25 protein-coding genes are annotated in these 26,751 nt (G+C 33.4%); 9 read left to right on the forward strand and 16 right to left on the reverse strand.

Annotation, left to right across the window (positions count from 1 at the left end; genetic code table 11):
- Positions 1-26 precede the first annotated feature (26 nt).
- From ACUN3A_RS01720 to ACUN3A_RS01750, 7 genes are all read right to left on the reverse strand, one after another.
- Positions 27-1,109, reverse strand: coding sequence for an efflux RND transporter periplasmic adaptor subunit (locus ACUN3A_RS01720; protein ID WP_445549626.1), 1,083 nt, complete (start codon positions 1,107-1,109; stop codon positions 27-29).
- A gap of 189 nt (positions 1,110-1,298) precedes the next feature.
- On the reverse strand, positions 1,299-1,697 hold the full coding sequence (locus ACUN3A_RS01725; RefSeq protein WP_445549627.1) for a hypothetical protein: 399 nt from the start codon (positions 1,695-1,697) through the stop codon (positions 1,299-1,301).
- A 400-nt stretch (positions 1,698-2,097) separates the two neighbouring features.
- The gene (locus ACUN3A_RS01730) at positions 2,098-2,688 is read right to left on the reverse strand and encodes a chemotaxis protein CheB (RefSeq protein ID WP_445549628.1); all 591 of its coding nucleotides are present in this window, start codon (positions 2,686-2,688) and stop codon (positions 2,098-2,100) included.
- On the reverse strand, positions 2,670-3,479 hold the full coding sequence (locus ACUN3A_RS01735; protein WP_445549629.1) for a CheR family methyltransferase: 810 nt from the start codon (positions 3,477-3,479) through the stop codon (positions 2,670-2,672). The genes ACUN3A_RS01730 and ACUN3A_RS01735 overlap by 19 nt, the downstream gene beginning before the upstream one ends.
- 1 nt (position 3,480) lies before the next feature.
- Complete coding sequence (locus tag ACUN3A_RS01740) at positions 3,481-3,846, reverse strand: response regulator (protein WP_445549630.1); 366 nt, start codon at positions 3,844-3,846, stop codon at positions 3,481-3,483.
- Between the two features lie 11 nt (positions 3,847-3,857).
- Positions 3,858-7,430 carry a response regulator gene (locus ACUN3A_RS01745; RefSeq protein ID WP_445549631.1) on the reverse strand — a complete coding sequence of 1,191 codons (3,573 nt, stop codon included), beginning with the start codon at positions 7,428-7,430 and terminating at the stop codon, positions 3,858-3,860.
- A gap of 96 nt (positions 7,431-7,526) precedes the next feature.
- The gene (locus ACUN3A_RS01750; protein ID WP_445549632.1) at positions 7,527-8,747 is read right to left on the reverse strand and encodes a hybrid sensor histidine kinase/response regulator; all 1,221 of its coding nucleotides are present in this window, start codon (positions 8,745-8,747) and stop codon (positions 7,527-7,529) included.
- Between the two features lie 228 nt (positions 8,748-8,975).
- Between ACUN3A_RS01750 and ACUN3A_RS01755 the strand changes: the two genes are divergently transcribed.
- The gene (locus ACUN3A_RS01755; RefSeq protein WP_445549633.1) at positions 8,976-9,545 is read left to right on the forward strand and encodes a pentapeptide repeat-containing protein; all 570 of its coding nucleotides are present in this window, start codon (positions 8,976-8,978) and stop codon (positions 9,543-9,545) included.
- 72 nt (positions 9,546-9,617) lie between these two features.
- Here ACUN3A_RS01755 and ACUN3A_RS01760 read toward each other — a convergent pair whose 3' ends face one another.
- The 6 genes from ACUN3A_RS01760 to glyA all read right to left on the reverse strand — a co-directional run bounded on the left by ACUN3A_RS01760 (position 9,618) and on the right by glyA (position 14,666).
- On the reverse strand, positions 9,618-10,103 hold the full coding sequence (locus tag ACUN3A_RS01760; RefSeq protein WP_445549634.1) for a hypothetical protein: 486 nt from the start codon (positions 10,101-10,103) through the stop codon (positions 9,618-9,620).
- A gap of 166 nt (positions 10,104-10,269) precedes the next feature.
- On the reverse strand, positions 10,270-10,728 hold the full coding sequence (locus ACUN3A_RS01765; protein WP_445549635.1) for a VOC family protein: 459 nt from the start codon (positions 10,726-10,728) through the stop codon (positions 10,270-10,272).
- A 207-nt stretch (positions 10,729-10,935) separates the two neighbouring features.
- Entirely contained in the window at positions 10,936-11,433 is a 498-nt protein-coding gene (locus ACUN3A_RS01770; protein WP_445549636.1) for a GNAT family N-acetyltransferase, read from the reverse strand.
- A gap of 24 nt (positions 11,434-11,457) precedes the next feature.
- The gene (locus ACUN3A_RS01775; RefSeq protein ID WP_445549637.1) at positions 11,458-12,498 is read right to left on the reverse strand and encodes a GMP reductase; all 1,041 of its coding nucleotides are present in this window, start codon (positions 12,496-12,498) and stop codon (positions 11,458-11,460) included.
- A gap of 167 nt (positions 12,499-12,665) precedes the next feature.
- Positions 12,666-13,259, reverse strand: a complete 594-nt coding sequence (locus tag ACUN3A_RS01780) for a tRNA-(ms[2]io[6]A)-hydroxylase (protein ID WP_445549638.1) — start codon at positions 13,257-13,259, stop codon at positions 12,666-12,668.
- A gap of 132 nt (positions 13,260-13,391) precedes the next feature.
- On the reverse strand, positions 13,392-14,666 hold the full coding sequence (glyA, locus tag ACUN3A_RS01785) for a serine hydroxymethyltransferase (RefSeq protein ID WP_445549639.1): 1,275 nt from the start codon (positions 14,664-14,666) through the stop codon (positions 13,392-13,394).
- Positions 14,667-14,773: 107 nt separating this feature from the next.
- Between glyA and fahA the strand changes: the two genes are divergently transcribed.
- Positions 14,774-16,057 (forward strand): fumarylacetoacetase, encoded by a 1,284-nt coding sequence (gene fahA, locus ACUN3A_RS01790; RefSeq protein ID WP_445549640.1) that lies wholly within the window; start codon positions 14,774-14,776, stop codon positions 16,055-16,057.
- 141 nt (positions 16,058-16,198) lie between these two features.
- On the forward strand, positions 16,199-17,383 hold the full coding sequence (locus ACUN3A_RS01795; protein ID WP_445549641.1) for a hypothetical protein: 1,185 nt from the start codon (positions 16,199-16,201) through the stop codon (positions 17,381-17,383).
- 74 nt (positions 17,384-17,457) lie between these two features.
- On the opposite strand, the gene ACUN3A_RS01800 is transcribed toward ACUN3A_RS01795, so the two are convergent.
- From ACUN3A_RS01800 to ACUN3A_RS01810, 3 genes are all read right to left on the reverse strand, one after another.
- Positions 17,458-17,892, reverse strand: a complete 435-nt coding sequence (locus ACUN3A_RS01800) for a hypothetical protein (protein ID WP_445549642.1) — start codon at positions 17,890-17,892, stop codon at positions 17,458-17,460.
- A 171-nt stretch (positions 17,893-18,063) separates the two neighbouring features.
- Entirely contained in the window at positions 18,064-18,852 is a 789-nt protein-coding gene (locus tag ACUN3A_RS01805; protein WP_445549643.1) for a DUF4393 domain-containing protein, read from the reverse strand.
- A gap of 159 nt (positions 18,853-19,011) precedes the next feature.
- Complete coding sequence (locus ACUN3A_RS01810) at positions 19,012-19,404, reverse strand: hypothetical protein (RefSeq protein WP_445549644.1); 393 nt, start codon at positions 19,402-19,404, stop codon at positions 19,012-19,014.
- Positions 19,405-20,290: 886 nt separating this feature from the next.
- Between ACUN3A_RS01810 and ACUN3A_RS01815 the strand changes: the two genes are divergently transcribed.
- The 6 genes from ACUN3A_RS01815 to proB all read left to right on the forward strand — a co-directional run bounded on the left by ACUN3A_RS01815 (position 20,291) and on the right by proB (position 26,658).
- Complete coding sequence (locus ACUN3A_RS01815) at positions 20,291-20,935, forward strand: GNAT family N-acetyltransferase (protein ID WP_445549645.1); 645 nt, start codon at positions 20,291-20,293, stop codon at positions 20,933-20,935.
- Positions 20,936-20,996: 61 nt separating this feature from the next.
- Entirely contained in the window at positions 20,997-22,196 is a 1,200-nt protein-coding gene (locus ACUN3A_RS01820) for an argininosuccinate synthase (protein WP_445549646.1), read from the forward strand.
- 139 nt (positions 22,197-22,335) lie between these two features.
- Positions 22,336-23,313 carry an N-acetyl-gamma-glutamyl-phosphate reductase gene (argC, locus tag ACUN3A_RS01825; RefSeq protein ID WP_445549647.1) on the forward strand — a complete coding sequence of 326 codons (978 nt, stop codon included), beginning with the start codon at positions 22,336-22,338 and terminating at the stop codon, positions 23,311-23,313.
- Between the two features lie 92 nt (positions 23,314-23,405).
- Positions 23,406-24,545: an aspartate aminotransferase family protein gene (locus ACUN3A_RS01830; protein ID WP_445549648.1), complete on the forward strand. Its 1,140-nt coding sequence runs from the start codon at positions 23,406-23,408 to the stop codon at positions 24,543-24,545.
- Positions 24,546-24,603: 58 nt separating this feature from the next.
- Positions 24,604-25,800, forward strand: a complete 1,197-nt coding sequence (locus ACUN3A_RS01835; RefSeq protein ID WP_445549649.1) for a glutamate-5-semialdehyde dehydrogenase — start codon at positions 24,604-24,606, stop codon at positions 25,798-25,800.
- 96 nt (positions 25,801-25,896) lie between these two features.
- Positions 25,897-26,658 (forward strand): glutamate 5-kinase, encoded by a 762-nt coding sequence (gene proB / locus ACUN3A_RS01840; RefSeq protein WP_445549650.1) that lies wholly within the window; start codon positions 25,897-25,899, stop codon positions 26,656-26,658.
- The last annotated feature ends 93 nt before the right edge of the window (positions 26,659-26,751 follow it).

Genomic DNA, 26,751 nt, shown 5'->3' on the forward strand with positions numbered 1-26,751 from the left:
TGATTAAACCAAATTGGAAACTATCTCTATTCTGCTTTTAATCGCAAATGAGTGATAACTTCTTGAGGTGCTACGTATTTATAGTGAATTTTGTCATTGTCTTTAACCTTCTGAACACCTTCCAGTAAGATTTTGTCACCTACAGTTATACCAGTGTCAATCAAATACAAATCAGGAAGTTCTCCTTTGATAGTAATTTCTCTAGACGATACAACATCATTTTTATCCACGACAAAAACATATTTTTTGTCCTGAATTTCATAAGTAGCTTTTTGTGGAATCACAGTTACATTAGGAAGTGGAGCCTCCATTAATACTTTTCCGGTTTCTCCGTGTTTCAATAATTTACCTGGATTAGGGAATCGCGCTCTAAAAGCAATATTTCCAGTTTCATTATCAAATTCACTTTCGATAACTTCTACATTTCCTTTTTCTTTAAATGTGTTACCATTTGCCAAAAGTAAACCTACTGTACTTTGAGATCTCCCTTTGATATTGGTTTCATAATCCAAATATTCTGGTTCAGAAACATTGAAGTAAGCAAACATCTGACTGTTATCAGAAAGACTTGTAAGCAACTCCCCTTCATCAATAAGACTTCCCAATTTCTTAGGGATTCTGTCGATCGTTCCATCAAATGGAGCTCTGATTTCGGTAAATGATAAATGAACTTTTGCAAGGGCAACTTCAGCTTTTGCCTGATCTAATTTGGCTTGGGCTACAGCTTGTTCATTTTTTGAAACTATATTTTTGTCTGCCAATGTTTTAGCATTTTTAAGCTCAATTTCAGCTGCTTTTTCTTCAGCCTGAGCTCCTAATAATTCAGCTTCGTAAACTTTTGGCATAATACGGAACAATACTTGGCCTGCTTTTACAAACTGACCTTCATCAACATAAATATTTTGTAGAAATCCTTTTTCTTGTGCACGAATCTCGATATTTCGGAAAGACTTTATTTGTGCAACATATTGCTTCGTAAGCGAAGTATCAATTTTTACAGGATTAGTAACTGCAAAAGTTTCGACTTCTTCTTTTTCTTCTTTCTTGCTATTACAGCTAGCAAGTGACAACACGGCAATTAAGCCAGTGAAAACGATAATTCTCTTCATAGTATAAAATTGGTAATTAAGCGAATGGAAATTTTGGAATATAGAAATTCCTTAGATCAAGAAGTGACCATCAGTTACCAAGGTGAAACTTAAAGTTGTCGAAGATGAAAAATACATAACAAACCAACATTAATATACAAACATTGGACATCTCTAAATCACACCTTTAGTAAGTGATATGAAATAGAATCAAATTCTTAAAACTCCTATTTTAAGATAAATAGGATTGTAGCGGCCATAATATGGCGCAAAAAAACTAAATTGTTTGGAATTATCCTTGTAATGTAATTGATTTGAGATTGTCAAATACATGTTTGCTAATACATTTTTATTAGCAACTAGGCCTTTATTGGAATTACCTTTATTTAAATTTTCGCTATGTAGCTCCTCATCTAAATCGGTATCAGCTTCCTCAATTAAAACATTGCCTGCTTCGGCTTTCTTAACTTTTACCTGATGATTTTTTATTAAATCAAAAGAAGGTGATTCAGCTATAATGAATTTAGGAGATGTAGTTGCATGCATATATTGTCCTCCGCCTATTAGCAGAAAAAACAAATAATAGATATATACAATAGCTCCTTTCATAATGACACCAAAAGTAATAAAAGATTAAAATAAAAAAACTTTTTTTAAACTTGAAAACACAAAAAAGCCAACGAAAACGTTTTCTCTCGTCTATATTTTACAATACTTTATGCATTATTAACAATATCAGCACCTATTTTAGTAGTTTAAGGATTACAAATATTTTGTTTGCAATTTGATTTTTTGATAATTAGAACATTTATTCAAGATTTAAAAAAGTATTACCTTACAAAGCAGCGCTCAATTATCTAACAAAACACTTTAAAATTTCAAAATAGTAGCAAAACCCAATTTCGTTTTAAGTTATAAATTGCTTTTTGCCTAAAGTAAATAATTAAAAATTCATTTAGAATACTTTCTTATTCCTTTTAAGTTTTTCAAAATGACTGCTTTTCATTTATTAAAAAGAGGTATTAATATGGATAAGCAAAGACAATATTTCATTTGCATCTAAAATAAAATCGGGAGAACTATTTTGGATTGCATGATTTGGCATAAAAGGCATTTCGGCAGTAGCTGGCTTTTGCACAATTATTTTTCCTCCTGCCTTTTGGATTACTTTGAGTCCTTGCGTTCCGTCGCTATTGGCACCAGATAATAGGATTCCTACCAGCGAGGATTGATACACCTCTGCAGCAGACTCAAAAGAAACGTCAATACTGGGACGGCTATAATTTACTTTTTCAGAAATATCCAAAGACAAGAGTCCGTTTTTTTCAAATAACAAATGATAATCCGATGGAGCAATGTAAATAAATCCGGGTTCCAGCAACGTTTTATCTTCCACTTCTTTTACTGATAAAACTGTTTTCATAGCAATCAATTCTTCTAAAGTAGAGTCTTCTGCATTTTTTCGATGGAGAATAATAACAAGTGAAAAAGTTGGAATGGACACAAAATGTGGCAGAATTTGAAGCAAAACTTTCAAACTCCCAGCCGAACCTCCAATAATCACCACCTTACATCCTGATATTATTTTATTTTCCTCCATATTTTTTCTTTTCCAAACTGCTTGTATTTGCTTTGTAATTCGGAATACTTTATTGTTTCTTTTGTGCCTAAAACCAGATAACCAAGTTTTGGAAGACTGTCATCAAAGAGTTTTAAAGCTCTTTCCTGCAAATCATTATCAAAATAAATCAATACGTTTCGGCATAATATCAAATCAAATTCGTTAAACGAACTGTCCGAAACCAAGTTGTGTTGCGAGAACACCATTTTTTCGGACAACTCTTCATTGAACTTTGCAATGCCATAATTGGCGGAGTAATAAATAGAAAAATCTTCTTTGCCTTCGGAAGCCAAATAATTTTCGGAATACTGTTGCATCGCCCGTAAAGGAAAAACACCTTTTTTAGCCGTATTCAATACCAGATCGTTAATATCTGTAGCATAGATTAATGATTTGTGAAGCAAGTTGGCTTCTTTAAGTAAAATAGCCATCGAATACACTTCTTCGCCTGTGGCACAACCCGCATGCCAAATTCTGATAAAGGGTTTTGTACCCAATTGCGGAAGAATTTCTTTTCGAAGTGTAGCATAAAATAATGGATCGCGAAACATTTCAGTAACGTTTACTGTAATTTCTTCGACCATTCGTTTATAATACTCAGCATCGGACCGCACTTTGGCTAAAAATTCGTGAAAATGATGAAAGCCATCCAAATGATAAAGCCTGTTGACACGCCTTTTTAAAGAGGCTTTGGAATAACTTCCAAAATCAAAACCGTAATATTCATATACTACGTTAATAAGCGTTTCTAATTCAATATCTTCAATCATCCTAAATTGTGCTTAAAATAGCCAACAGTTTATCTACGTCTATTGGTTTTGAAATATAATAATCGGCACCTGCTTCCAAGCACTTTTCTTTATCTCCAACCATCGCTTGAGCCGTTACAGCAACTACCAATGGAGTTTCCTGTGATGGAATTTCTTTTATCAGCGGAATAGCTTCATAACCATCCATCTCTGGCATCATCATATCGATTAATATAGCATCAAACTGCTCTTTATTTTTTAGCATTGCTAATGCTTCTTCGGCACTCAAACAGGAAACACATTCGAAGGATCTGGTTTTTAATGTGGCTGTTAAAGCAAAAATATTTCTATTATCGTCGTCTATAATTAAAACTCTTTTTTTATCCATCTGTAATCACTTTAATTCTTATCATATAACCAAACTCGCAATAAAGACAATAGTTGGTCAATGTCAATTGGTTTTGTAATATAATCTGAAGCTCCGGCATTAATACATTTTTCCCTATCGCCTGTCATCGCTTTGGCAGTTACCGCAATTACGGGCAGTTTTTTAAATTTCGGGTTGCTTCTTATCCTTTGAGCCGTTTCGTATCCATCCATATTTGGCATCATCATATCCAATAAAATCACATCAGTATGAGGGTATTCTTCTAAAGCTTTCAACGCTTCTTTACCATCTATAGCTGTAATCACTTTCATTTTAAAAACTTCCAAAGCTTTGGTCAGTGAAAAAATATTTCGAACATCATCGTCTACCACTAAAACGGTTTTTTCGGCCAAAACATTATTCAGTAAATTAAGTTTTTTGTGCCCTTCATTTTTGCCATCCGAATTTTTATTTTCTTCTACCAAATGAAGGAAAAGCGAAACCTCATCTAACATTCTTTGGAAAGAATGTGCCGTTTTTACAACAATAGAATCGGCATATTTTTTAATTTTCACTTCTTCTTTTATCGAAAGGCTTTTACCTGTAAATACAATGACAGGCAAGTTTTCCAATCCTGGATTTTTTTTGACAATATCTAATATATCATAGGAATTTTTATCAGGAATTCCCATATCGAGAATAACGCAATCAAGATCATTTTTGGCTAATGCTTCGACACTTTCACCAATATCACTTTTAATTTCTGAATTGATATTATTAGATTCTAAAAAATAAGACAATGCTCTAGCATGCTTGGTGTTATCTTCTATAATCAGCACTTTTTGCGATTGCTTACTAATTATTGTTTCAATTCTTTTAAAAATTTCAGGCATCTGTTCAAACGCGACAGGTTTTTCTAAAAAGTTAATAGCACCTTTCAATAAACTTTCTTGTTTTACTTTATGCGAAGACATAATATGAACTGGAATGTGTTTGGTTTGGATATTATTTTTCAAACCTTCTAACACCTGCCAGCCATTTAAAATTGGAAGTTCTAAGTCTAGTAATATTCCAACGGGTTTATACAATAATGCAAAACTTAAAGCATAATCACCTCGAACCGCCACAATTGCTTTATACCCTTTTTGTCTGCTAAAAGTAAGTAACGATTTGGCAAAATTAATATCATCCTCAACAATCAAAATTATTTTATCATCTGGCACAATTGAATTTCTGTCGTCTTCAATTTCTTCAGGAATGACTAAACTTATAAACTTATCTTTCGCATCATCTTTTGCAGTTTTCTCTGTTTCTGTTTTCTCTGTTTCAGGCAACAATGCAGTTTTACTATTTTTAGAAATAGAAAAACCTGTCAATGATAAACATAAAGTAAACTCGCTTCCTTCACCAACTTTACTCTTAACTGAAATTTCTCCACGCAACAGTTTTGCCAATTCTCTGCTTATTGATAATCCTAAACCAGTTCCGCCATATTTACGTTTTGTAGAACCATCGGCTTGCTGAAATGCTTCAAAAATTAACGGCTGTTTTTCGAGCGGAATACCAATTCCTGTATCTTTTACTATAAAACAAAGGGTTTTATCGTTGTGGTCGTCTTTTTTAATTTCTAATGTTACTTCTCCTGCATCGGTAAATTTTATAGCATTTGAAACCAAATTTTTAAGAATTTGTTCCAATCTCATTTTATCCGTCTTAATCACAATTGGTGCTTGTTCGTCAATGATTTTAAATTGGATTTTTTTCTCTTTGGCTACTTGCGTGAAAAGGCTTTTTATGCTGTCTGTAATTTCTTTTGTAGAAACATCCATCAATTCCAAATCCATTTTCCCTGCTTCAATTTTAGAAAGATCAAGGATTTCATCAATAAGTCCTAATAATCCGTTTCCTGAACTCTGAATTACTTTGGCAAATTCGATTTGTTCCTCATTCATATTGGCATCGTTGTTTTCAGAAAGTAAACGACTCAATAATAAAATAGAATTTAAAGGCGTTCGTAACTCGTGCGACATATTTGCCAAAAATTCTGATTTGTAACGAGTACTTAATTCTAAATCTTCCGATTTTTTTAGAATTTCAGTATTTTTTTCTTCCAATAAAACAGAGCGTTCGGCCAATTCTTCGTTGGTTTGTTGTAGTTCTTCCTGCTGTACTCGTAATTCTTCTTCGGAAGCCTGCAGTTTTTCGGTTTGGGTTTCCAATTCTGAATTAATAGCTTCCATTTCGCTATGCTGAAGTCGTAATTCTTCAGACTGACTTTGGGTTTCTTCTAATAATTCATTCAGTCTAAAACGGTTTTGAGTTGCTTTTAAAGTGATACCGATATTATTGGCAACACTAGTTAGAAACTCCAAATCCAATTCGGAATATTCATTAAGACTTGCCAATTCTACAACACCTTCAACGGTATTATCATACAAAGGCACAGCTATAATATGAGCGGGTTTCATTTCTCCCAAAGCATAAGTAACTTTGATATTTTCTGGAGAAAATGATTTTAATTCCAAAACTTTACCCGAAACTAGAGCCTGACCTACCAAACCATCCCCTTTTTTAATGCGCTCTCTATCCTTATTTGGAATATAACTATACGTACCTGACAATTCTAGTTCGTCACCATTTACAATATACAAAGCACCTGCACTACTTTTGGTATAAACACACAAAAATTCTATGACATCTTTTGTTAGGATTCGCATTGGTTTTTCGCCTAGCATTACATTATTAATACTGGCAATACCTGTTTGAAGCCATTCTTTTTCAGATAATAAATGAAATGATTTTTTCAAAGAAAGTCCCATAACATTTAGGGATTCTCCCAGACTGCCCAATGCATCACTCTGCAAATCTTCTACCTTAATCTCAAAATTACCATCCGAAATATCAGCTGCTACAGCACTAATAACTCTAATTCTTTCAGCTGTTTCAGCATCCTTTTTTAGTAATTCATTTTGCAGTAATGTTCGTTCATTATAATCTCTCAATACCCTAATAAAAAACACAATCGTAATAACAAAAGAAATTATAAATGCAATTATAATCAAGATAACCGTATAAAAACCATAGTTAGCTGAGTTTAAATTTCTTTCGGCTAAAAGCTTGTTTTCATTATTCTCGATATCCTTGCTGATCACACTTATGTCTGCCATCAGTTCTTTTCCCATGGTCAAATCATAACTTAAACCTGGATCATCAATTTTTTTTTGTGCAATACGTTTTTTGAGATATTTAAAAAAATTAGCGCGCAAAGGTTTCAAGCGCGATAAGTTGAGCTGTTGTCTAGGATTATCAACTGTAAGTGTTTCTAATTTATTAAAATAATTATTCGATTCTTTTTCAATATCAGTAAAATCCTCTAGAAAGCCTTCATTACCTGTTACCAAAAAACCCCTCATTGCAGATTGAGCCTCTAGCATAAGTGAATTCCCTTTATTCAAATCAGAAATCACTTCTTGGGTGTGATTTACTAATGCATTACTGCTTAACAAATTCTGTATGCTTAAAAAAGATGCTGTGGAACTGAGCATTAAAATAAGTAACGAAATGGAGGAACTGATTAAGAGATTTCTCTTGAAATTATCTTTCATAAATAACTATTTATTGGTTATATGTAATTTGCATATCAATTGTGTTTACTGACAATTTTCTATTCTGCGTATTTTATAATTTTAACTATATAACGTTTATTTTAATTCACTTTCAATAGGCAAAATAATGATAAAGCTTGCTCCTTCTCCTTCTGCGCTTTTAGCCGTTATTAAACCATTGTGTTTTTCTATTATTTTTTTGGTGATAGCCAATCCAATTCCTGTTCCCTGATACGTTTGACGATCGTGCAGACTTTGGAATATCATAAAAATTCGATCAAGATGAATTTCATCAAAGCCAATTCCGTTGTCCTTAACAATTAGCCGAACAAAATTTCCTGTTGCCGAAGGAACACTGTCGAATTCTTTATTTTCAATGCGTTCACAGGTTATTTCTATAATGGGAGCAACATCTTTTTTGGAAAATTTAAGGGAGTTCCCAATCAAATTTTGAAATACTTGTCGGAGCTGACTAGGAATTGCAATTAGTGTTGGAAGAGGATCAATTAGTATCGTTGCGCTTTTTTGGTCAATTAAAAAATCGAAATCGGCTACTATTTCCTGTAAAATATCGTTTAAATCTGTTGGTTCTGGAATTACTGTAGAAGAAAGCCTTGAATAGTCCAGTAAATCAGTAATTAGAGCCTCCATTCTTTCTGCAGAGCGTATAATTCGAGCCACATAATCTACTGATTTTTCATTTTTCACAAGATATCGTTCATTAATAATCTTAATAAACATTTGAACCTTTCTTATCGGTTCTTTTAAATCATGTGATACCACCCAAGAAAATTGTTGCAATTCGTGATTTCGAAGTTCCAGTTCTTCATTTTTCATAACCAATTGCTTGGTTCTTTCAGCTATTTTTTCTTCGAGATTATTTTGCGCTTCTTTTCTAATCTCAATTTCTTTTGACAATAAATCTTGTATTGATTTTAATTCATTTTTCTGATGATAGATTTTTAAAAAAGTTTTTACTTTTAAAATCAATAAATCTGAATCTACAGGTTTGGTTATATAATCTACCCCTCCCGTTTCATAGCCTTTGAAAATGAATTTTTTTTGTTTATTAACCGCAGATAAAAAAATCACAGGAATATCTTTTGTACGATTACTACCGGCTAGGATTTCAGCAACTTCAAAACCATCCATTCCTGGCATCTGAACATCCATTATAATTAAACAATAGTCCTTTTTTAGGATTTTCTTCAAAGCTTCGTCTCCCGACTCTGCAGTATCTACGTCAAAATTATGAAGTTCTAATACTTTTTTTAAGGCTACAAGGTTTGCCCGTATATCATCAACAATTAATATCATATCTATGGGGCTATTTTTTTCTGAAAAATAAAAAACACATATAACCTGTTTTTATTTGTTAATCAATAATTTATTGATTTGGCTACCAAAAATAGAGAAAAGAAAATACTAAGGCTTTACACCATTTCGGTTTTTAATTACATAATACCCATATTATTTCCATTTATAATTTTGTTTCTTTGTTCCATATTATAAGATTGAAATATTACAAACCGTATAAATCCCTTCATGCCTGAATACTTCTTCGATTTAGAATACAACAACCACACTTATGATGTGGATGAAGTTAATTTCAAAGAATTTGAATGCTGTACATTTAATCGTTGTACGTTTTCTGCTTGTAATTTTATGGATGTAACCTTTATCGATTGTGTTTTCAATGATTGCATTTTTAACGAAGCCAAAATTAATCATGTCGCTTTGAGAACAGTAACATTCAATCGTTGCAAAATCAAAGAAGTTAATTTTGCGATGTGCAGCAAACTTATTTTTGAAGTACGTTTTTACGATTGTATTCTTGATTTTTCAAAATTTTATACCCTAAAAATAAAGGGAACGCCTTTTATTAATTGCAGTTTGATTGCTGTAGATTTCATGGCTGCCGATTTGACCGAAGTCCTTTTCGATAACTGCGATTTATACCGCTCTGAATTTGCAAAAGCCATTGCGAACAAAGCCAGTTTTAAAACCAGTTATAATTACACCATTGACCCAAAAACCACAAAATTGAAGCGTGCTATCTTTTCATTAGAGGGCCTAAAAGGACTGCTTTATAAACATGAAATTATAGTGAAGTAATGTTATAAAAACACAAAAAAACATCAGACAGCTAAGTGTAGCCATCTCAAAACATGGACTTTGAAGAATGTCCTAACTGATAAATTCCAAATGATTTCCTTCGGTATGTAAAATGTGTTTGGCTCTTTCAATTTCATCAAGAGTTCCCTTTACAATTACAATAAATCTCCCTTCTTTTACATGCTCTTGGCATTTAACTACTTCTTCCTCTTTTAGCCCGGTAAAAGATAAAAGTGAAACTAAACTACCAGCAATTAACCCCAAATCAAGTCCGGCAATTATCCCAATAAGGGCACCAGCTCCATATAAAAAACCAAAACCAGGAATAGCAAAAACTCCAATACCACTAAGCAATCCTACTAATGTCCCTGCTCCCATTCCAACAATTGCAGGTGTTTTATCTATAGTATCTAGTGATTTAATTTGAATGTGATCCTCTACTACTTCTGCTTTACCCAAGAGCGAAACATGATCCATAGAAAATTTTTCCTGGCTCAATCGTTTTATAGCGTTGACGGCTTTATCATGGGTATCATAAACAGCAATTTGTGATTTCATAATACATATATTTAAGTTACTTATAACGGCTAATCTGTATCATACTATTCTTAGTAAAGTTACCATTTTAAGTTGTCAATATAGTACTAATTAACTTTATGAATACACAATAATTCTTTCTTTTAAACTCATTTTCAACATTCTACAAAAACACAAATTGATTATTTTATTGACACATTTTATCGAATCGTTTTTGCATTTCTTCAAAATTCACATCTTCTTTATGAGTAGCGATCATCCATTTATAGCCAAATGGATCCAGTACTTGTCCGGTACGATCTCCGTAAAATTCATCTTTAATAGGCATCAAAACAGTTGCACCAGTATCAATTGCTTTCTGAAATACGGCATCTACATCTTTAACATACAATCCAAAAATTAAAGGGTTTCCACCAATCGTTTTGGGGCTTACATTTCCCCAATCACTATTTTCTTCGGCCAGCATCAATAAAGAGCCTTCTATTAATATTTCTGCATGACCAATTTTCCCATCGGGCATCAATAATCTGCCTCTTTCTATTGCGCCAAATGCTTTTTTGTAAAACTCAATTGCATCATTGCAATCTTTAACTGCTATATACGCATTCAATGTATATGCTCCTGGATAAATGTGTGAAGTTTCCATGTTTTTCTAATTTAAAATTTATAATAAAACAAGTTTTAAAATTACCAAAAAATCACATACATACCTGTATAACAAAACATTATAACTAAAGTTTAATAATTAATTTTAAAAGTATTAACATCGGAAATTCTTTTAAAAATTGATATTAGACATAAAAAAACCGAAACACATTTGCTTCGGTTTTCTAATTTTTAAAATTGATATTTTCTAAATAACTTTCTCCATAACATAATCTTCCATCAAATAACCATTCCCTATTTCGATGTTTACTTCATCAATAATTTTAAAGCCAATTTTTTGATAGAAATTTAAAGCTTTATTAAATCGATTTACATTTAATAAAAGTGAAGTTGCATTATTTTCTAAAGCTAATTTTGAGATAGCTTCAATAACAATCTTACCTATTCCTTTGCCTTGGGTTTCAGGCAAAAGATATATTTTATGAATTTTGGTAATGTTTTGATTCTGATAATTATGCTCAATTCCAATAAACCCCAAAATTGATTCTTCTTCGCTAATTAAATAAAATAATTGTTCATTTTTATCAAATTGATCTGTTAAAGCTTCTTCTGAATAAAACAAATCCAGCATATATTGCAATTGCGCTTCGGATAGAATTTCACCATATGTAAGTGGCCATGTTTTATGAGCTATATTTTGAATTGTTTTTATATCGTTTCTAACCGCTTCTGAAATTGCAATCATTTTTTGTAAAGAAGTATTTTTAAATTAATTCGTAAAAACCTGATTTTCCTGCTCGCTTACTCTTATAAACGTGGTTCGCTTGGTAAGCTCTTTCAATCTTGAAGCGCCTACATAAGTACAAGTACTTCGCAAACCTCCCAAAATATCCAGTAGTGTATTTATAACCTGACCTTTAAATGGCACTTGAACTGTTTTACCTTCGCTTGCTCTATATTCTGCAACACCACCAACGTGTTTATCCATTGCGGTAGTAGAACTCATTCCGTAAAATTGTTTGAATTTTTGTCCATTTATTTCAATCAATTCGCCTCCACTTTCGGTATGTCCGGCTAGCATTCCGCCCAACATCACAAAATCGGATCCCGCACCAAAAGCTTTTGCAACATCACCAGGAATAGCGCAACCGCCATCGCTGATAATATGTCCGCCTAAACCATGTGCCGCATCTGCACATTCTATTATTGCCGAAAGCTGTGGGTATCCAACTCCTGTTTTTACACGAGTTGTGCATACAGAGCCAGGGCCAATTCCGACTTTTACAATATCAGCACCAGCCAGCAATAGTTCTTCAACCATTTCGCCAGTAACCACATTGCCGGCAATAATAACTTTATCTGGAAATTGTTTGCGAGTTTGTTTTAAAAACTGAACAAAGTGTTCTGAATATCCGTTGGCAACATCAATGCAAATAAATCGAAGTAATGGATTTGCTTTTATAATCGTAGTAATTTTTAAAGAATCTTCTTTTCCGGTTCCTGTACTTATTGCAATATAATTATAGAAATCTGGAGAAACATTTTGCAAAAAATCATTCCATTCTTGAGGAGAATAATGTTTATGAATGGCTGTAAACAACTTTTCTTTAGCCAAAACTGCCGCCATTTCAAAAGTGCCAACAGTATCCATATTCGCAGCCATAATTGGAATTCCTGTCCAAGTACTTGTACTGTGCAAAAATTTAAAATTTTGTTCTAAAGAGACTTCCGATCTGCTTTTTAACGTAGATCTTTTTGGCCTAATCATTACATCTTTAAACCCTAATTTCAAATCAGTTTCTATTCTCATGGCTTTACGTTTTGGTGACTCTCAAATATAATGTTTTTGAAAGTTAACACATTAAAAGCAAAAGAAAACTAATTATCCTTTTATCAACAAATTTAAATTTTAGATTTTAGAATGCAGATTTTAGAAACCATCCACAAGTAAAACCTTAAACTTGAAACTAAAAACACTTATCCATGAATTGTCTCTCCTTTACCATAATTGGCGATAACCGATTCTTCATAAGCCAGCCATTCTCTCCAACGTTTTTCAACATCGATTCCAACACCATATTTTCTAGCGTAGGTTATGAAAGTTGTGTAATGTCCCGCTTCACTTTCCATCAGTTCTCTGTAAAAAACAGCTAATTCTTCGTCTTGGATATTTTCGGATAAAACTTTGAAACGCTCACAGCTTCTGGCCTCAATCATAGCCGAAAACAGCAATCGTTCCACCAAACCCGAAACTCTGCTTCCATCACCGCTTTTTTTCATGTACAAATACAATTCATTTACATAATCGTCTTTGCGCTCGCGACCTAATTTCAGTCCACGCTTAATGATAATGTTATGAACTTGTTCAAAATGATCGATTTCTTCTTTGGCCAAAGCCAATAAATCCTTTACCAAATCCTGATGCTCCGAATTATTCGTTATAATCGTAATAGCATTGGTAGCCGCTTTTTGTTCGCACCAAGCATGATCGGTAAGAATCTCTTCTATGTTTTTTTCTACAATATTTACCCATCTAGGATCGGTTGGCAGTTGTAATCGTAATACACCCATTTTTTTTTAGTTTTTTTTGTTTCAGGTTTTAAGTTTCAGGTTCTGTTAAGAACTAAAAAAGTTTAAAATTTTGTGCTACGTTTCCGTAAACACAAAACTTTAAACTTTAAACCTGAAACTTTAAACAAAAATTTAGAAAACGAAAATAGCTCTTTCGCTCATCATTTCGTCAACTTCAGCAGCTACAGCTTCAATAACATCTTCGTTAGTATGATCTGATAAAACTCTGTCGATTAAATCAACGATAGTTTCCATATCTTCTTCAACAAGACCACGAGTTGTGATTGCTGCAGTACCTACACGAATACCAGAAGTTACAAATGGTGATTTATCATCAAATGGAACCATGTTTTTATTTACAGTGATTTCTGCTTTTACCAAAGCATTTTCAGCTTCTTTACCAGAAATATTTTTGTTTCTAAGGTCAATTAACATCATGTGATTGTCAGTTCCTCCAGAGATAATATTGTATCCTCTTTTTACAAAAGCATCAGCCATTGCGTTTGCATTTTTTTGCAATTGCATAGCATAAGTAAAGAACTCATCTTGTAAAGCTTCTCCAAAAGCTACTGCTTTTGCTGCAATAATATGCATTAAAGGTCCACCTTGATTTTCAGGAAAAACAGCTAAGTCTAATAAAGAAGACATCATTCTGATTTCACCTTTTGGAGTTTTCAATCCCCAAGGATTTTCAAAATCTTTACCCATCAAAATCAAACCACCTCTTGGTCCACGTAATGTTTTGTGAGTAGTAGTTGTTACAATATGACAGTGAGGAATTGGGTCATTCATTAAACCTTTTGCGATAAGCCCAGCTGGATGAGAAATATCAGCCATCAAAATTGCTCCAACGCTATCAGCAATTACTCTAAAACGCTCAAAATCCATATCACGAGAATATGCCGAAGCACCCGCAACGATTAATTTTGGTTGTTCTTTAGTAGCTATTTCTTGAATTTTATCATAATCTAATCTTCCAGTTTCTTTATCTACACCGTAGAAAACAGGATTGTAAACACGTCCTGAAAAGTTTACAGGAGAACCGTGAGTTAAGTGACCACCATGAGACAAATCGAATCCTAATATTTTATCTCCAGGAGTCAAACAAGCATGGTACACAGAAGCATTAGCCTGAGAACCAGAGTGTGGCTGTACGTTTGCGTATTCAGCACCAAACAATTCTTTAGCTCTGTCAATAGCAATTTGCTCAACAACATCAACTACTTCGCAACCTCCGTAGTATCTTTTGCCAGGATATCCTTCAGCATATTTGTTTGTTAAAATAGAACCAGCAGCTTCTATTACTTCATCACTTACAAAATTCTCTGAAGCGATAAGCTCTAGTCCGTGAATTTGTCTGTCTTGTTCTTCTAAAATAAGGTCAAAAATTTGTTTGTCGCGTTGCATTTCTTTGATTTTCGTTAATTCGATGCAAAAATACAAAAAAACGTTTGGTAAACAATTAGATTATAATATATTTGACAAGTAATTTTTCAACAAACAATAACATTATCATGCCAATAACTGCAAACGATACTACAAGAAAATCATGGTTAGAAGCACCCTCTGATAGTGACTTTCCCATTCAAAACATCCCGTTCGGAGTTTTTCTTACCAAAGAGAACGTCGTTACAGTAGGGACTAGAATTGGTGATTTCGCAATCGACTTAGGGGCGCTACAACAATTAAATTATTTTGAAGGAATCGAATTGACTGATGATATGTTTATGCAGGATACGCTGAATGATTTTATTTCAGATGGTAAAAAAACATGGCGATTGGTTCGAAACAGAATTGCCGATATTTTTGACGCAACAAATCCCGAATTAAGAGACAATCCTAAACATAGAAAAATAGTAATTTTCAAGATGGATGATGTAGAAATGCAACTTCCAGTATTAATTGGTGATTATACTGATTTTTATTCCAGCAAAGAACACGCTACCAATGTAGGTAAAATGCTTCGTGATCCCGAACATGCTTTATTACCAAACTGGCTTCACATTCCTGTAGGCTACCACGGAAGAAGTTCCTCTATTATTCCATCAGGAATTCCGGTACACCGACCGATGGGACAAATCGTTCCAAATGGTGAATCTTCTCCAGTTTTTGGACCATCGAGATCCGTTGATTTTGAATTGGAAACTGCTTTCATTACTACTGATTGCAACATTATGGGAGAAAATATTCCTATTAGCGAATCCGAAGATTATATTTTTGGAATGGTTTTAATGAATGACTGGAGTGCTCGTGATATTCAAAAATGGGAATACGTACCGCTGGGACCATTCTTAGCAAAAAACTTTGCCACTTCTATTTCTCCTTGGATCATCACTATGGATGCTTTAGAACCTTTTAGAACCAAAGGACCAAAACAAGAACCAACGCCTTTCCCTTATTTACAACAAAAAGGAAAACATACATTCGACATCAATCTTGAAGTAGCCATTGTTCCCGAAAACTCGGAACCAACTGTTGTTACTAAATCTAACTTGAAATATATGTATTGGACAATGAGCCAACAATTAGCACATCACACCTCTAACGGCTGTCGTGTTAATTCTGGTGACATGATGGGATCTGGGACGATTTCTGGTCCAACGCCAGACAGTTTTGGATCAATGCTTGAGTTGACTTGGGGCGGAAAAAATCCAATACAATTAAATGATGGTACTGAACGTAAATTTATAAACGACGGCGATACCGTAATTATGAAAGGACACAGTCAAAACGGACAAGTTCGTATTGGTTTTGGTGAATGTTCGAGCAAATTACTACCTCCATTTGTAAGACAATAAACAAACTCTTTTTATACAAACCGACAATTTTATAGTTGTCGGTTTTTTTTTGAAATCTTTTAAGCAGAATCCCCTAAAGGAATAGTAAGTTTGCAAAAAAATCTAAAAACTGCAACAATACCATTCGTTATCCCCCATAAAATGAAAAAAATTACGCTTATAATTACACTCTTCATCCTACTCACTTCTTGTAGTTTAAAACAAACTAAAAACAATGTATCTGCTGGAAATTATGATCCAGCAATCGACATTGCTCTTTCTAATTTACGCACCAATAAAGACAAAAAAAGCAAACAGGATTATATCTATTTATTGGAAGAGGCTTTCGCCAAAGCTAAAGAACGAGATCTAAACACTATCAGTTTTTTAAGCAAAGAAAATATTCCAAGCAATCTGGAAAAAATATACAATACCTACTTAGCTTTAAATGACCGCCAAGAGAAAATAAAACCATTACTTCCTCTAAAATTAATCAAAGAAGGACGAAATGCGATATTCCCATTTGATAATTACAACGACGGAATTATTAGCAGCAAAAACGCTTTGTCTAATTATTTGTATACCAATTCAAAAGCTTTGATGCTCACCAAAAACAAAATGAATTACCGCAAAGTATATGATGATTTAACGTATTTGGAGAAAATAAATCCAAATTACAAAGATGCCAACAAAATCATCGAAGAAGCTCAATTTAAGGGAACTGATTATGTAATTGTGAATACTCAAAACGAAACCAACATGATTATTCCTGTTCAATTACAAAATGATTTATTAGACTTCAAAAGTTATAAATTGAATGACAAATGGACTATTTATCACAGTGTAAAACAAAAAAACACTTACTACGATTACGGAATGCTAATCAATTTTAGGTCTATTTTAATTTCGCCTGAGCAAATAAAAGAAAGAGAATTTGTAAAAGAACGTCAAATAGTAGACGGACAAAAACAACAAGTTGACGCTAACGGAAAAATAGTTCTCGACCGACGCGGAAAACCGGTCATGGTAGACAATCTCGTTAATGCATCGGTAAGAATATATGAAGTCCGACAGTTGAAATCATGCCAAATCACCGCCAAAGTTGATTTTGTAGACAATAAAACCAATCAATCATTGGAATCTTTCCCAATTGCAAGCGAGTTTGTATTTGAAAACATCTACTCTACTTACAAAGGAGATCGTCGTGCTGCTGATGATTCCTATTATAATTATTTTGATAAAAAAATTGTGCCATTCCCAACAAGTGAACAAATGGTTTATGACACAGGCGAAGATTTGAAAGCTAAAATCAACTCGGTTATTAGTCGTAATTCATTTAGAAAATAAACAATTTTATATTCCATAAAAAAAGCAACTCCGTTTGGAGTTGCTTTTTTTATCAAATATAAAGTAAAACCAATTTATTGATACAACTCTGGTGTTAGCTCAATTTTAAACAGCATTTTTTGATTCGTATCTCTATAGACATACATCACTGTCGAATCATTATCTCTAAAAGCTTCAAGACTGGGATTTGTTTTAGCGGTACTCAAAATTTCTTTTGCTACAGACTTTTTCAAAGCGGCAACATCAATGCTTTCTTTTTGAACCCGTACCAAAGTAAAATCATATTGAACCGTATTATCAGGCAATTGACTAACACTTTCCATACGAATATCATCACTTATCATTATAGGACAAGCACTATTGTATTGGGTCACCAAAGCCGTCAATTCATTACTAACAGGTTGCTCCTTTATGAAATAGTATTGAGCAGCCCCAATTATAACTACAATAATTACGATTTTGATTATTTTTCTAATGAGCAGTTTCTTTTTTCTTTGTTTTTCTTCCATTTATATGATGGGTGGTTTATTTGACTTTTTTAATTTAAAAGGGGGAACTGTTTAAAAAGGGTTTGAGACTAAATTAAGCCTATTTTCGAATTTTCCAATTTACACATAACCAACTTTCCATTAAGCTTATTGTCCATATCTGTTGTAATAGCTACCTATTAGCTGATGTCTTTATTTGCAAGCATTTTTAAACTGTAAACCATATTCATTCACATATACGATACTTTCCGTCCCTCCAATTTCTAATTCTGAATTGGTATCTGCCAACTGGTATTTAGTCAATATTGCCAGCAAAAATTGAGTGTTCCGAATTTCTGCATATCCATCTTTTCCAGCCGTTCTATCAAACATTAATTCAATAAGCCCAAATTTACTTAATCTCACGAAGCTAGCTGATACATCAAATTCAGAAAAACCTTCAATTGTCCATCCTACATACCATTCGGGGGTAGCATTTGAAAAGAATTTCCCTTGTCCTTTCAACATAATTTTAGGATTTAATATTTTTTGATAATGGTTTGTTTTGGAAAGTTCATCGAAAACTTTTGCATCTAAAGAATTCATTTGTTTAATTAGCTCCACAAAAGAAGGGTGGACAATATTTTCTTTGTCTGCATTCATTGAATTTGCAAGAAGATTGATATACATTTCTCTCAAAGTCTCATTGTGAGCAGTATATGTAAGCGCTTGTAGCAATGGAACAGCAATCTCTGGCTCAGGTGATTTTCTTTTATCTTCGGGTATTTTATCAAGTCTCTTTTTTACAGATTCTTCAACATATCCTTCAATTCTTTCCCAACCCCACAGCATTCCTCTCAATGGTGACAAAAGAGCCTTAACAGTTCTTCCTGCTACACTTCCAACCTCTTGTAAAGCTGGGCTTGCGGTATCTTTATAGACTTCTGTAGTTAAAGCCTTTACTTCATTTATTATCTCTTTGGAAGTTTCTTTATCTATCATGTTTTGTTTTTTAAATATCAGCCAACGTTATGGTATTACTGCGGGTTTGGGACTAAATTAAGCCCATTCTTCGGATTTGCCAAATCATCTCAACAAATACAAAACCAACTTTCCATTAAGCCAATTGCCCAAATCCGTTGTAGCTGTTGTAAGCAGGTTTTATTCTTCTTTTCGGATAAACTTTCCACTTCCACATTGAACGTGTAAATCTATTCTGCAAACAAAATGATACACGTTTCCTTCAACTTTTATTATTTCAAAATATGGTTTCTGTTTAGCTAACATTCTTTGAACTTCTGTAAGTTTTGATTCGTCAACTTTATCATTATTTTCAAGTTGAAAACTGCAATTACTTAATGTTTTAATTTCATAATCTTTTTTGACATTATCTTGGAAAGTGTAATAGTGATTTCCGTTTATTTCAATTAAGCTTGAATTTCTGTCTTTTGTGTCATATCGCATTTCGTATTTTCCATTTTTCAGCATAGAACAATTCTGTCCAAAAGAAGTGAAACTTAGACTCATAATAATTACAATCAGGTATTTTTCCATTTTGGTTGACTTTTTGCAGTTTGGGGTAAACTTACTTACAACTTGTATATATATGAAAAAGACCTTCCATATCCCCATCATCAGGAAGATTAGCAAAGCTTTATACCACATTTTTAACTTTCCCAAATATAAACAATATCCCTTACAAATATTTAAAAGGTCTTTATTTGCCAAAACTATTACTGTTCTTATAAAAAACAAAATCTTTTCATTTTCCTCAAAGGTGATAGGACCGCGTAAGTGATAGAAGCTAGCTACCGAAGTAGCGCGTATAGCACGACCCCCGCTAGAAAAAAGGGCAATGACGACAAAGTAACTAGCCCTTTTTTCTAGCGGGGGTTACGCCCAAAGAAACTGTTGCCAACTAACAACATAAATAATTTAGAAAACTCAATTTTAAATTCTGACTTTTTCTTTGATAAAAAAGAAAAAATAGCTCTGTAAAACAGCCTTTTGTAATCAAATTTTATTTTTTACCACAAAAACTTTTCGATTTGTTAAAAAATTGACTTTTAAAGAAAAAACTAGCCTTTGGTTTAAAAAATAATTGTAATTTTGCACCGATGAAAAAAACAGAAACATATATAACAATTATCTCTCGGATAATAACACCTACGACTTCTCCCGAAGTACGGATGCTATAATTATAGCTTCCATAGTGTAATCGTAATATATTTATCCATTTCTTATTTTATCGTTTTGAAATTATTTCCATATTTATTTGGATTAATACATCCAAATAAAAACACCAAACAAATTTTATCTCTCTGTAATTCAATATATTGGATTGTTATTTCTATCATTTATTCTATATTTGATAATGCAAAACAATTACATTCTAAATTGGGCTACAGTACATTTTTTAACCTAAAATTTAACTCTTGAAATGAATATTTCTATTGTAGTAACTCAGGAAGAACACTATAAATATGCACAAGAAATATGTGACACAATAGAATCATCTGCCCTGTTGAGAGGTACTGGAATTGCCAAAAGAACACCAGAATACATCCAAAAAAAGATGGAAAAAGGAGATGCTGTTATTGCGCTTAATAACGGAATCTTTGCTGGTTTTTGCTATATCGAAAGTTGGCAACACGGTCAGTATGTGGCGCACTCAGGTTTGATTGTACACCCTGATTACAGAAATTTGGGACTGGCAAAACAAATAAAATCATTCGTATTTGATTATTCGTTAAAAAAATATCCAAATGCTAAAGTATTCGGAATCACAACTGGCTTGGCGGTAATGAAAATCAATTCGGATTTGGGTTACAAACCAGTTCCGTTTTCAGAACTTACCAACGATCCTAGTTTTTGGAAAGGCTGTCAAACCTGCACCAATTTTGAAATCTTAAAAAGTAAAGATTATAAAATGTGTTTGTGTACGGGAATGCTTTACGATCCGGCAGAAAAACCAAAGGATCCGCCAAAACACCCTTTTAATGTAAGGATTTGGAATAGATTAAAAGAAATCAAAGCAGCACTTTTTTTAGAAAAAAAAGATAAAGAAACTAAAATAACAAAATAAATATAAACAGCTAAAAGCTAATTACAAAACAAATAGCTTATAGTCAATAATAGTTCAAACAATGGGAAGTAAAAAAGTAGTATTAGCGTATAGTGGAGGATTAGACACATCTTACTGTCTAAAATATTTAAAAAACGAACAAGGATACGAAGTGCATACTGTATTAATCAATACAGGAGGATTTGACGATGCTGAATTGAAAGCTATCGAAGACAGAGCTTATGAATTAGGAAGTGCAAAACACGCTAACCTTACCATTTTAGATAAATATTACGACAAAGCTATTAAATATTTGATTTACGGAAATGTATTAAAAAACAATACGTATCCTTTGTCAGTAAGTGCTGAACGTGTTTTCCAAGCTATTGAAGCTATCAAATACGCTAAATCCGTTGGCGCTACTGCTATCGCTCACGGAAGTACTGGTGCAGGAAATGACCAAATCCGTTTTGATTTGATTTTCCAAACCATCGCTCCAGAAATTGAAATCATCACTCCTATTCGTGACTTAAAATTATCTCGTCAGGAAGAAGTTGATTATTTAGCAAAAAACGGTGTTCACTATTCTTGGGAAAAAGCACAATACTCTATTAACAAAGGACTTTGGGGAACAAGTGTTGGAGGAAAAGAAACGTTGACTTCTGGGCAACCATTACCAACCGAAGCTTATCCATCACAATTGACAAAAGAAGGTGAAGAGAAAGTAACTTTAGAATTCAAAAAAGGAGAATTAGTTGCCGTAAATGGTGTAACTGACAAACCTTCGAACAATATTGTAGTTTTAGAAAAATTGGCAAGTGCTTACGCTATTGGTAGAGATATTCACGTAGGTGACACTATTATCGGAATCAAAGGAAGAGTTGGTTTTGAAGCTGCTGCTCCTATAATCATCATCAAAGCACACCATTTATTAGAGAAACACACTCTTGGAAAATGGCAACAATACTGGAAAGAACAACTAGGAAACTGGTACGGAATGTTATTTCACGAAGGTCAATTTTTGGATCCTGTAATGAGAAACATCGAAACTTTCCTTGAAGATACTCAAAAAACTGTAAATGGAACTGTGACTGTTTCTTTGAAGCCTTACCACTTTTCATTAGACGGAATTGAGTCTGCAAATGATTTGATGAACACTGGTTTTGGTCAATACGGAGAGATGAACAACGCTTGGACGTCTGACGATGCAAAAGGGTTTATCAAAATTCTAGGTAATGCTCAAAACATATTTTCATCTGTAAACAACGAAACTTACGAATAGTTTTCATCAAAATAAAAAAGTTTTTTAAAGCTTTTTTACCATTTTTAACCATTTTTAACCATTAAGATATTAAGTAAATTAAGCTTAATGAAACTTAATATCTTAATGGTTAAAAAAAATGTTTTAAAAATTTAAAATTATGATTTCAATTGGAATAATTGGCGGTTCAGGTTACACAGCAGGGGAACTCATCAGAATATTGATGTTTCACCCAAATGCAAAACTTGATTTCGTATACAGTACAACGAATGCAGGAAAACCACTTTCTATTGCACACCACGATTTGATGGGCGATATTGAAATGGATTTTACCGACACCGTAAATCCAAATGTGGATGTTGTTTTCTTGTGTTTAGGGCACGGAAAATCAATTTCATTTTTGGAAAGCAATCAGTTTTCAGCCCAAACCAAAATCATCGATTTAGGAAATGATTTCAGATTGACAAAAGACAACCATTTCAACGGAAAATCTTTCGTTTACGGTTTGCCAGAACTGAACAAAGCCGACATTAAAAGCGCACAATATATCGCTAATCCAGGTTGTTTTGCAACAGCAATTCAATTGGCTTTATTGCCATTAGCATCCCACGGATTATTGAATGATGATGTGCATATCAACGCTACAACTGGAAGTACCGGAGCTGGAGTAAGCCATTCTGATACAACACATTTCAGTTGGAGAAACAACAATATGTCACATTACAAAGCTTTCAATCACCAACATTTGGGCGAAATAAACCAAAGCGTGAATCAATTGCAGGCTTCCTATAATGACGAATTGATTTTTGTTCCAAATAGAGGAGATTTCTCAAGAGGAATTTTTGCTACACTGTACACAACAATCGAAGAAAGTTTGGAAGATGTAGTTGCAAAATACCAAGCGTTTTACAAAGATCAGCCATTCGTAACCGTTACTACTACTGATATCAATATGAAACAAGTGGTGCAAACGAACAAATGTATCATCAGTTTAATGAAAAAAGGAAACCGGATTTTGATTACTTCGGTAATCGATAATTTAACAAAAGGAGCTTCAGGACAAGCGATTCAGAATATGAATTTAATGTTTGGACTTGAAGAAACTACAGGTTTACACCTGAAACCAAGCGGATTCTAAAATTGGTTGTTGGTTGATAGTTGTTAGTTGTTGGGATTTCCAACTTAGCTATCAACTATCAACCAAAAACCATCAACTAAAAACAAAAAAAAATGAACTTATTTGACGTTTACCCATTATATCCTATTACCCCTGTAAAAGCAGTAGATTGTACCATTACAGACGATAAAGGAATCGAATATTTAGATTTATACTCTGGTCACGGAGTAATCTCTATCGGTCACACACAACCAGATTATGTGGCCAAAGTAAAAGAACAATTGGATAATTTGAGTTTTTACTCAAATGCGATTCAGAATCCATTACAAGTAGAATTGGCAGAAAAATTAGGAAAAGCTTCTGGCTTGACTGATTTCAGCTTATTCCTTTGTAGTTCTGGAGCTGAAGCGAATGAAAATGCTTTGAAAGTAGCTTCTTTTCATACCAATAAATCAAGAGTAATCGCTTTTGATAATTCATTTCACGGAAGAACTTCTGCAGCTGTTGCAGTTACCGATAACAAAAAAATTGTTGCGCCATTAAACGCACAACAAGCAGTTACTTTCCTGCCTTTGAATCAAATTGATTTGGTAGAAGCTGAATTGAAAAAAGGAGATGTTTGTGCCGTAATTATCGAGCCAATTCAAGGAGTTGGTGGTTTAGACCAAGGAACAACAGAATTCTTTCAAGCTTTAGAAAAAGTTTGTAATGCTAATGATGTCGTTTTAATTCTAGACGAAGTACAATCAGGTTATGGAAGAAGCGGGAAGTTTTTTGCTTTTCAACACCACGGAATCAATCCAGATATTGTAACCACTGCTAAAGGAATGGGGAACGGTTTCCCAATTGGAGGCGTTTTGATTTCTCATAAATTCAAAGCGAGTTACGGATTATTAGGAACTACTTTTGGCGGAAGTCATTTGGCTTGTGCTGCGGGTATTGCCGTTTTGGACGTGATGGAAAATAAAAACTTAATTGCAAATACAAACAAAGTATCAGCATACTTTTTTGAAGCAATCAAAGTTATTCCTGAAATCACGAAAGTAAAAGGAAGAGGATTGATGCTAGGAGTTGAATTTGATTTTGATGTGAGTGCTTTGAGAAAGAAAATGATCATTGAAAAATACATTTTTACAGGCGGAGCCAACAATAAAAATCTATTGAGAATCCTTCCTCCGTTGACGATTACTACTGATGCTATAGATACATTTATCGTGGCATTACAAGAATCACTGGCTGAATTAAAATCATAAAAATCAATAAATCTTTGTCAAAGTTCAAAACTTTGACAAAGATTATAATTTTATAAAAATGAACACATTATTATCCATAGAAAAAAGAAATGCTGTTTTAAGCCGTATGGCTGTACTTTTAGAACAAGAAAGAGCCGACATTAAAGCAATTAATCAACAGGATATGAGCAATTATTCTGGAGATGATTTGGCTATGGAAAAACGTTTGTTGGTAGACGATGCTAAAATTGACGGAATGATTTTGTCGATGCAGCAATTGGCTAGTCAGGAAGATCCTATTGGACAGGTTCGTTTTAATTTCACTCATGAAAACGGAATGAAAGTAAGCAATAAAACGGCTGCTTTCGGAACAATAATGATCATTTATGAATCACGTCCTGACGTAACTGTTGAAGCAGGAGGAATCGCTTTTAAATCCGGAAACAAAATTTTGCTGAAAGGCGGAAAAGAATCTTTGTTGTCGAATTTGAAAATTGTATCTCTTTGGCACCAAGCCTTGGAAGAAAATGATATATCTAAAGACTGGGTTGAATATTTGAATTACAACCGTGTTGAAACTCAGGCTTTCTTAGAAAAACCAACACAAAAAGTCGATTTAATCGTGCCTCGTGGCGGCGAAAAATTGATTGAGTTTACAAAAAAACACGCTACTTGCCCAGTTATTGTAAGTGGTCGTGGAAATAACTTCGTTTACGTAAATCAAGAAGCTGATTTGAAAAAAGCGTTGGACATTATTATCAATGGAAAAACAACCAATATTGGTGTTTGTAATGCTTTAGACAAGGTTTTAATTGATACCAAATTACCTAATTGGGAAGTTTTTGCCAAACAATTAGTTGATGAATTGAAAAAGTATAAGGTTGAAATTTTAGGTGATACTGCTTTCGCAAATGCGACTCAGGTGCCTGTAATTCCAAACGAAGAAATTTGGTACGAAGAGTTTTTGAATTATAAAATTGTTGTTGGAGTCGTAAATTCTGATGAAGAGGCAATTGCAAAAATTAATAAATATTGTGGTGGACATTCTGCTTCAATAATTACACAAAATGATGCTGTTGCGCAAGAATTCATGGACAATGTAGATTCTGCAGCAGTTTATCAAAATGCCTCCACTCGTTTTACCGATGGTGGTCAATTTGGTTTAGGAGGAGAATTGGCAATCAGTACAGATAAATTACACCAACGCGGACCAATTGGATTACAGCATTTAGTGACCAATAAATGGTATGTTTATGGTGAAGGACAAATTCGCTAAGACAGATTGCAGAATTTAGATTGCAGATTGTTGATTTCAGATTCAAAGTAGAAACTTAGAATCTTAGCAACTCAGAACCTTAGAGACTTAAAAAAAATGGCTAAAAAAAGAATACTATTAAAATTAGGCAGTAACACCTTAACCAAAGAAACCAATCATATTTCGAGAGGAAAGATTGAGGATATTGGGATGCAGATAGCCGCTTTACAAGACCAATATGAATTTATCATTGTTAGCTCTGGAGCGATTGCTGCAGCCAAACAATTTGTAAAATTAGACAATAATGATAAAGATGTTTTTGTAAAACAAGCCTTAGCGTCGATTGGTCAGCCTCATTTGATGCGGATTTACCATGAAAATTTTAGTGATTTAGGATTGCATATCTCGCAATGTCTTCTATCCTACTCTGATTTTGAGAAACAACAATCCAAAGTTAACATTGTAAACACGATCAATGTATTAGTCAAAAATAATTATATTCCGATTATCAATGAAAATGATACGGTTGCGACCGATGAGATTAAATTTGGAGATAATGATAAGTTAGCAGCATTAACCGCTGTTTTATTAAACGTTGATATTCTCATAATTGCAACTAATACTAACGGAATTTACACTAAATCGTCAATAAACGATGAAGTGCCTGAAACAATAGAATTAGTAACCGATTTATCACTGTTGCAAAAGGAAATTGGCGACAAAAAATCGTCTCATGGAACAGGTGGCATGCAATCTAAAATTGATTCAGCAGCTATTGCCAAAGCTGCTAACATCGAAACTTGGGTTGTTAACGGACTCGAAGATAATTTTATGCTGAAAGCTATAGAGGCAAAAATTAAATTCACGAAGATAATTTAATGATATCGGTTGATAAGATGATATTTTAGTTTATCACTGTTTTGAACGATATTTTAAAATATCATTAAATTACACGATATTTTGAAATATCAC

Source organism: Flavobacterium sp. WC2509 (assembly GCF_052683105.1).

Excerpts from the sequence above, each read along its gene's own strand:
- ACUN3A_RS01720 (WP_445549626.1), bottom strand. The coding sequence starts at position 1,109 with ATGAAGAGAATTATCGTTTTCACTGGCTTAATTGCCGTGTTGTCACTT.
- ACUN3A_RS01725 (WP_445549627.1), bottom strand. The coding sequence starts at position 1,697 with ATGAAAGGAGCTATTGTATATATCTATTATTTGTTTTTTCTGCTAATA.
- ACUN3A_RS01730 (WP_445549628.1), bottom strand. The coding sequence starts at position 2,688 with ATGGAGGAAAATAAAATAATATCAGGATGTAAGGTGGTGATTATTGGA.
- ACUN3A_RS01735 (WP_445549629.1), bottom strand. The coding sequence starts at position 3,479 with ATGATTGAAGATATTGAATTAGAAACGCTTATTAACGTAGTATATGAA.
- ACUN3A_RS01740 (WP_445549630.1), bottom strand. The coding sequence starts at position 3,846 with ATGGATAAAAAAAGAGTTTTAATTATAGACGACGATAATAGAAATATT.
- ACUN3A_RS01745 (WP_445549631.1), bottom strand. The coding sequence starts at position 7,430 with ATGAAAGATAATTTCAAGAGAAATCTCTTAATCAGTTCCTCCATTTCG.
- ACUN3A_RS01750 (WP_445549632.1), bottom strand. The coding sequence starts at position 8,747 with ATGATATTAATTGTTGATGATATACGGGCAAACCTTGTAGCCTTAAAA.
- ACUN3A_RS01755 (WP_445549633.1), top strand. The coding sequence starts at position 8,976 with ATGCCTGAATACTTCTTCGATTTAGAATACAACAACCACACTTATGAT.
- ACUN3A_RS01760 (WP_445549634.1), bottom strand. The coding sequence starts at position 10,103 with ATGAAATCACAAATTGCTGTTTATGATACCCATGATAAAGCCGTCAAC.
- ACUN3A_RS01765 (WP_445549635.1), bottom strand. The coding sequence starts at position 10,728 with ATGGAAACTTCACACATTTATCCAGGAGCATATACATTGAATGCGTAT.
- ACUN3A_RS01770 (WP_445549636.1), bottom strand. The coding sequence starts at position 11,433 with ATGATTGCAATTTCAGAAGCGGTTAGAAACGATATAAAAACAATTCAA.
- ACUN3A_RS01775 (WP_445549637.1), bottom strand. The coding sequence starts at position 12,498 with ATGAGAATAGAAACTGATTTGAAATTAGGGTTTAAAGATGTAATGATT.
- ACUN3A_RS01780 (WP_445549638.1), bottom strand. The coding sequence starts at position 13,259 with ATGGGTGTATTACGATTACAACTGCCAACCGATCCTAGATGGGTAAAT.
- glyA (WP_445549639.1), bottom strand. The coding sequence starts at position 14,666 with ATGCAACGCGACAAACAAATTTTTGACCTTATTTTAGAAGAACAAGAC.
- fahA (WP_445549640.1), top strand. The coding sequence starts at position 14,774 with ATGCCAATAACTGCAAACGATACTACAAGAAAATCATGGTTAGAAGCA.
- ACUN3A_RS01795 (WP_445549641.1), top strand. The coding sequence starts at position 16,199 with ATGAAAAAAATTACGCTTATAATTACACTCTTCATCCTACTCACTTCT.
- ACUN3A_RS01800 (WP_445549642.1), bottom strand. The coding sequence starts at position 17,892 with ATGGAAGAAAAACAAAGAAAAAAGAAACTGCTCATTAGAAAAATAATC.
- ACUN3A_RS01805 (WP_445549643.1), bottom strand. The coding sequence starts at position 18,852 with ATGATAGATAAAGAAACTTCCAAAGAGATAATAAATGAAGTAAAGGCT.
- ACUN3A_RS01810 (WP_445549644.1), bottom strand. The coding sequence starts at position 19,404 with ATGGAAAAATACCTGATTGTAATTATTATGAGTCTAAGTTTCACTTCT.
- ACUN3A_RS01815 (WP_445549645.1), top strand. The coding sequence starts at position 20,291 with ATGAATATTTCTATTGTAGTAACTCAGGAAGAACACTATAAATATGCA.
- ACUN3A_RS01820 (WP_445549646.1), top strand. The coding sequence starts at position 20,997 with ATGGGAAGTAAAAAAGTAGTATTAGCGTATAGTGGAGGATTAGACACA.
- argC (WP_445549647.1), top strand. The coding sequence starts at position 22,336 with ATGATTTCAATTGGAATAATTGGCGGTTCAGGTTACACAGCAGGGGAA.
- ACUN3A_RS01830 (WP_445549648.1), top strand. The coding sequence starts at position 23,406 with ATGAACTTATTTGACGTTTACCCATTATATCCTATTACCCCTGTAAAA.
- ACUN3A_RS01835 (WP_445549649.1), top strand. The coding sequence starts at position 24,604 with ATGAACACATTATTATCCATAGAAAAAAGAAATGCTGTTTTAAGCCGT.
- proB (WP_445549650.1), top strand. The coding sequence starts at position 25,897 with ATGGCTAAAAAAAGAATACTATTAAAATTAGGCAGTAACACCTTAACC.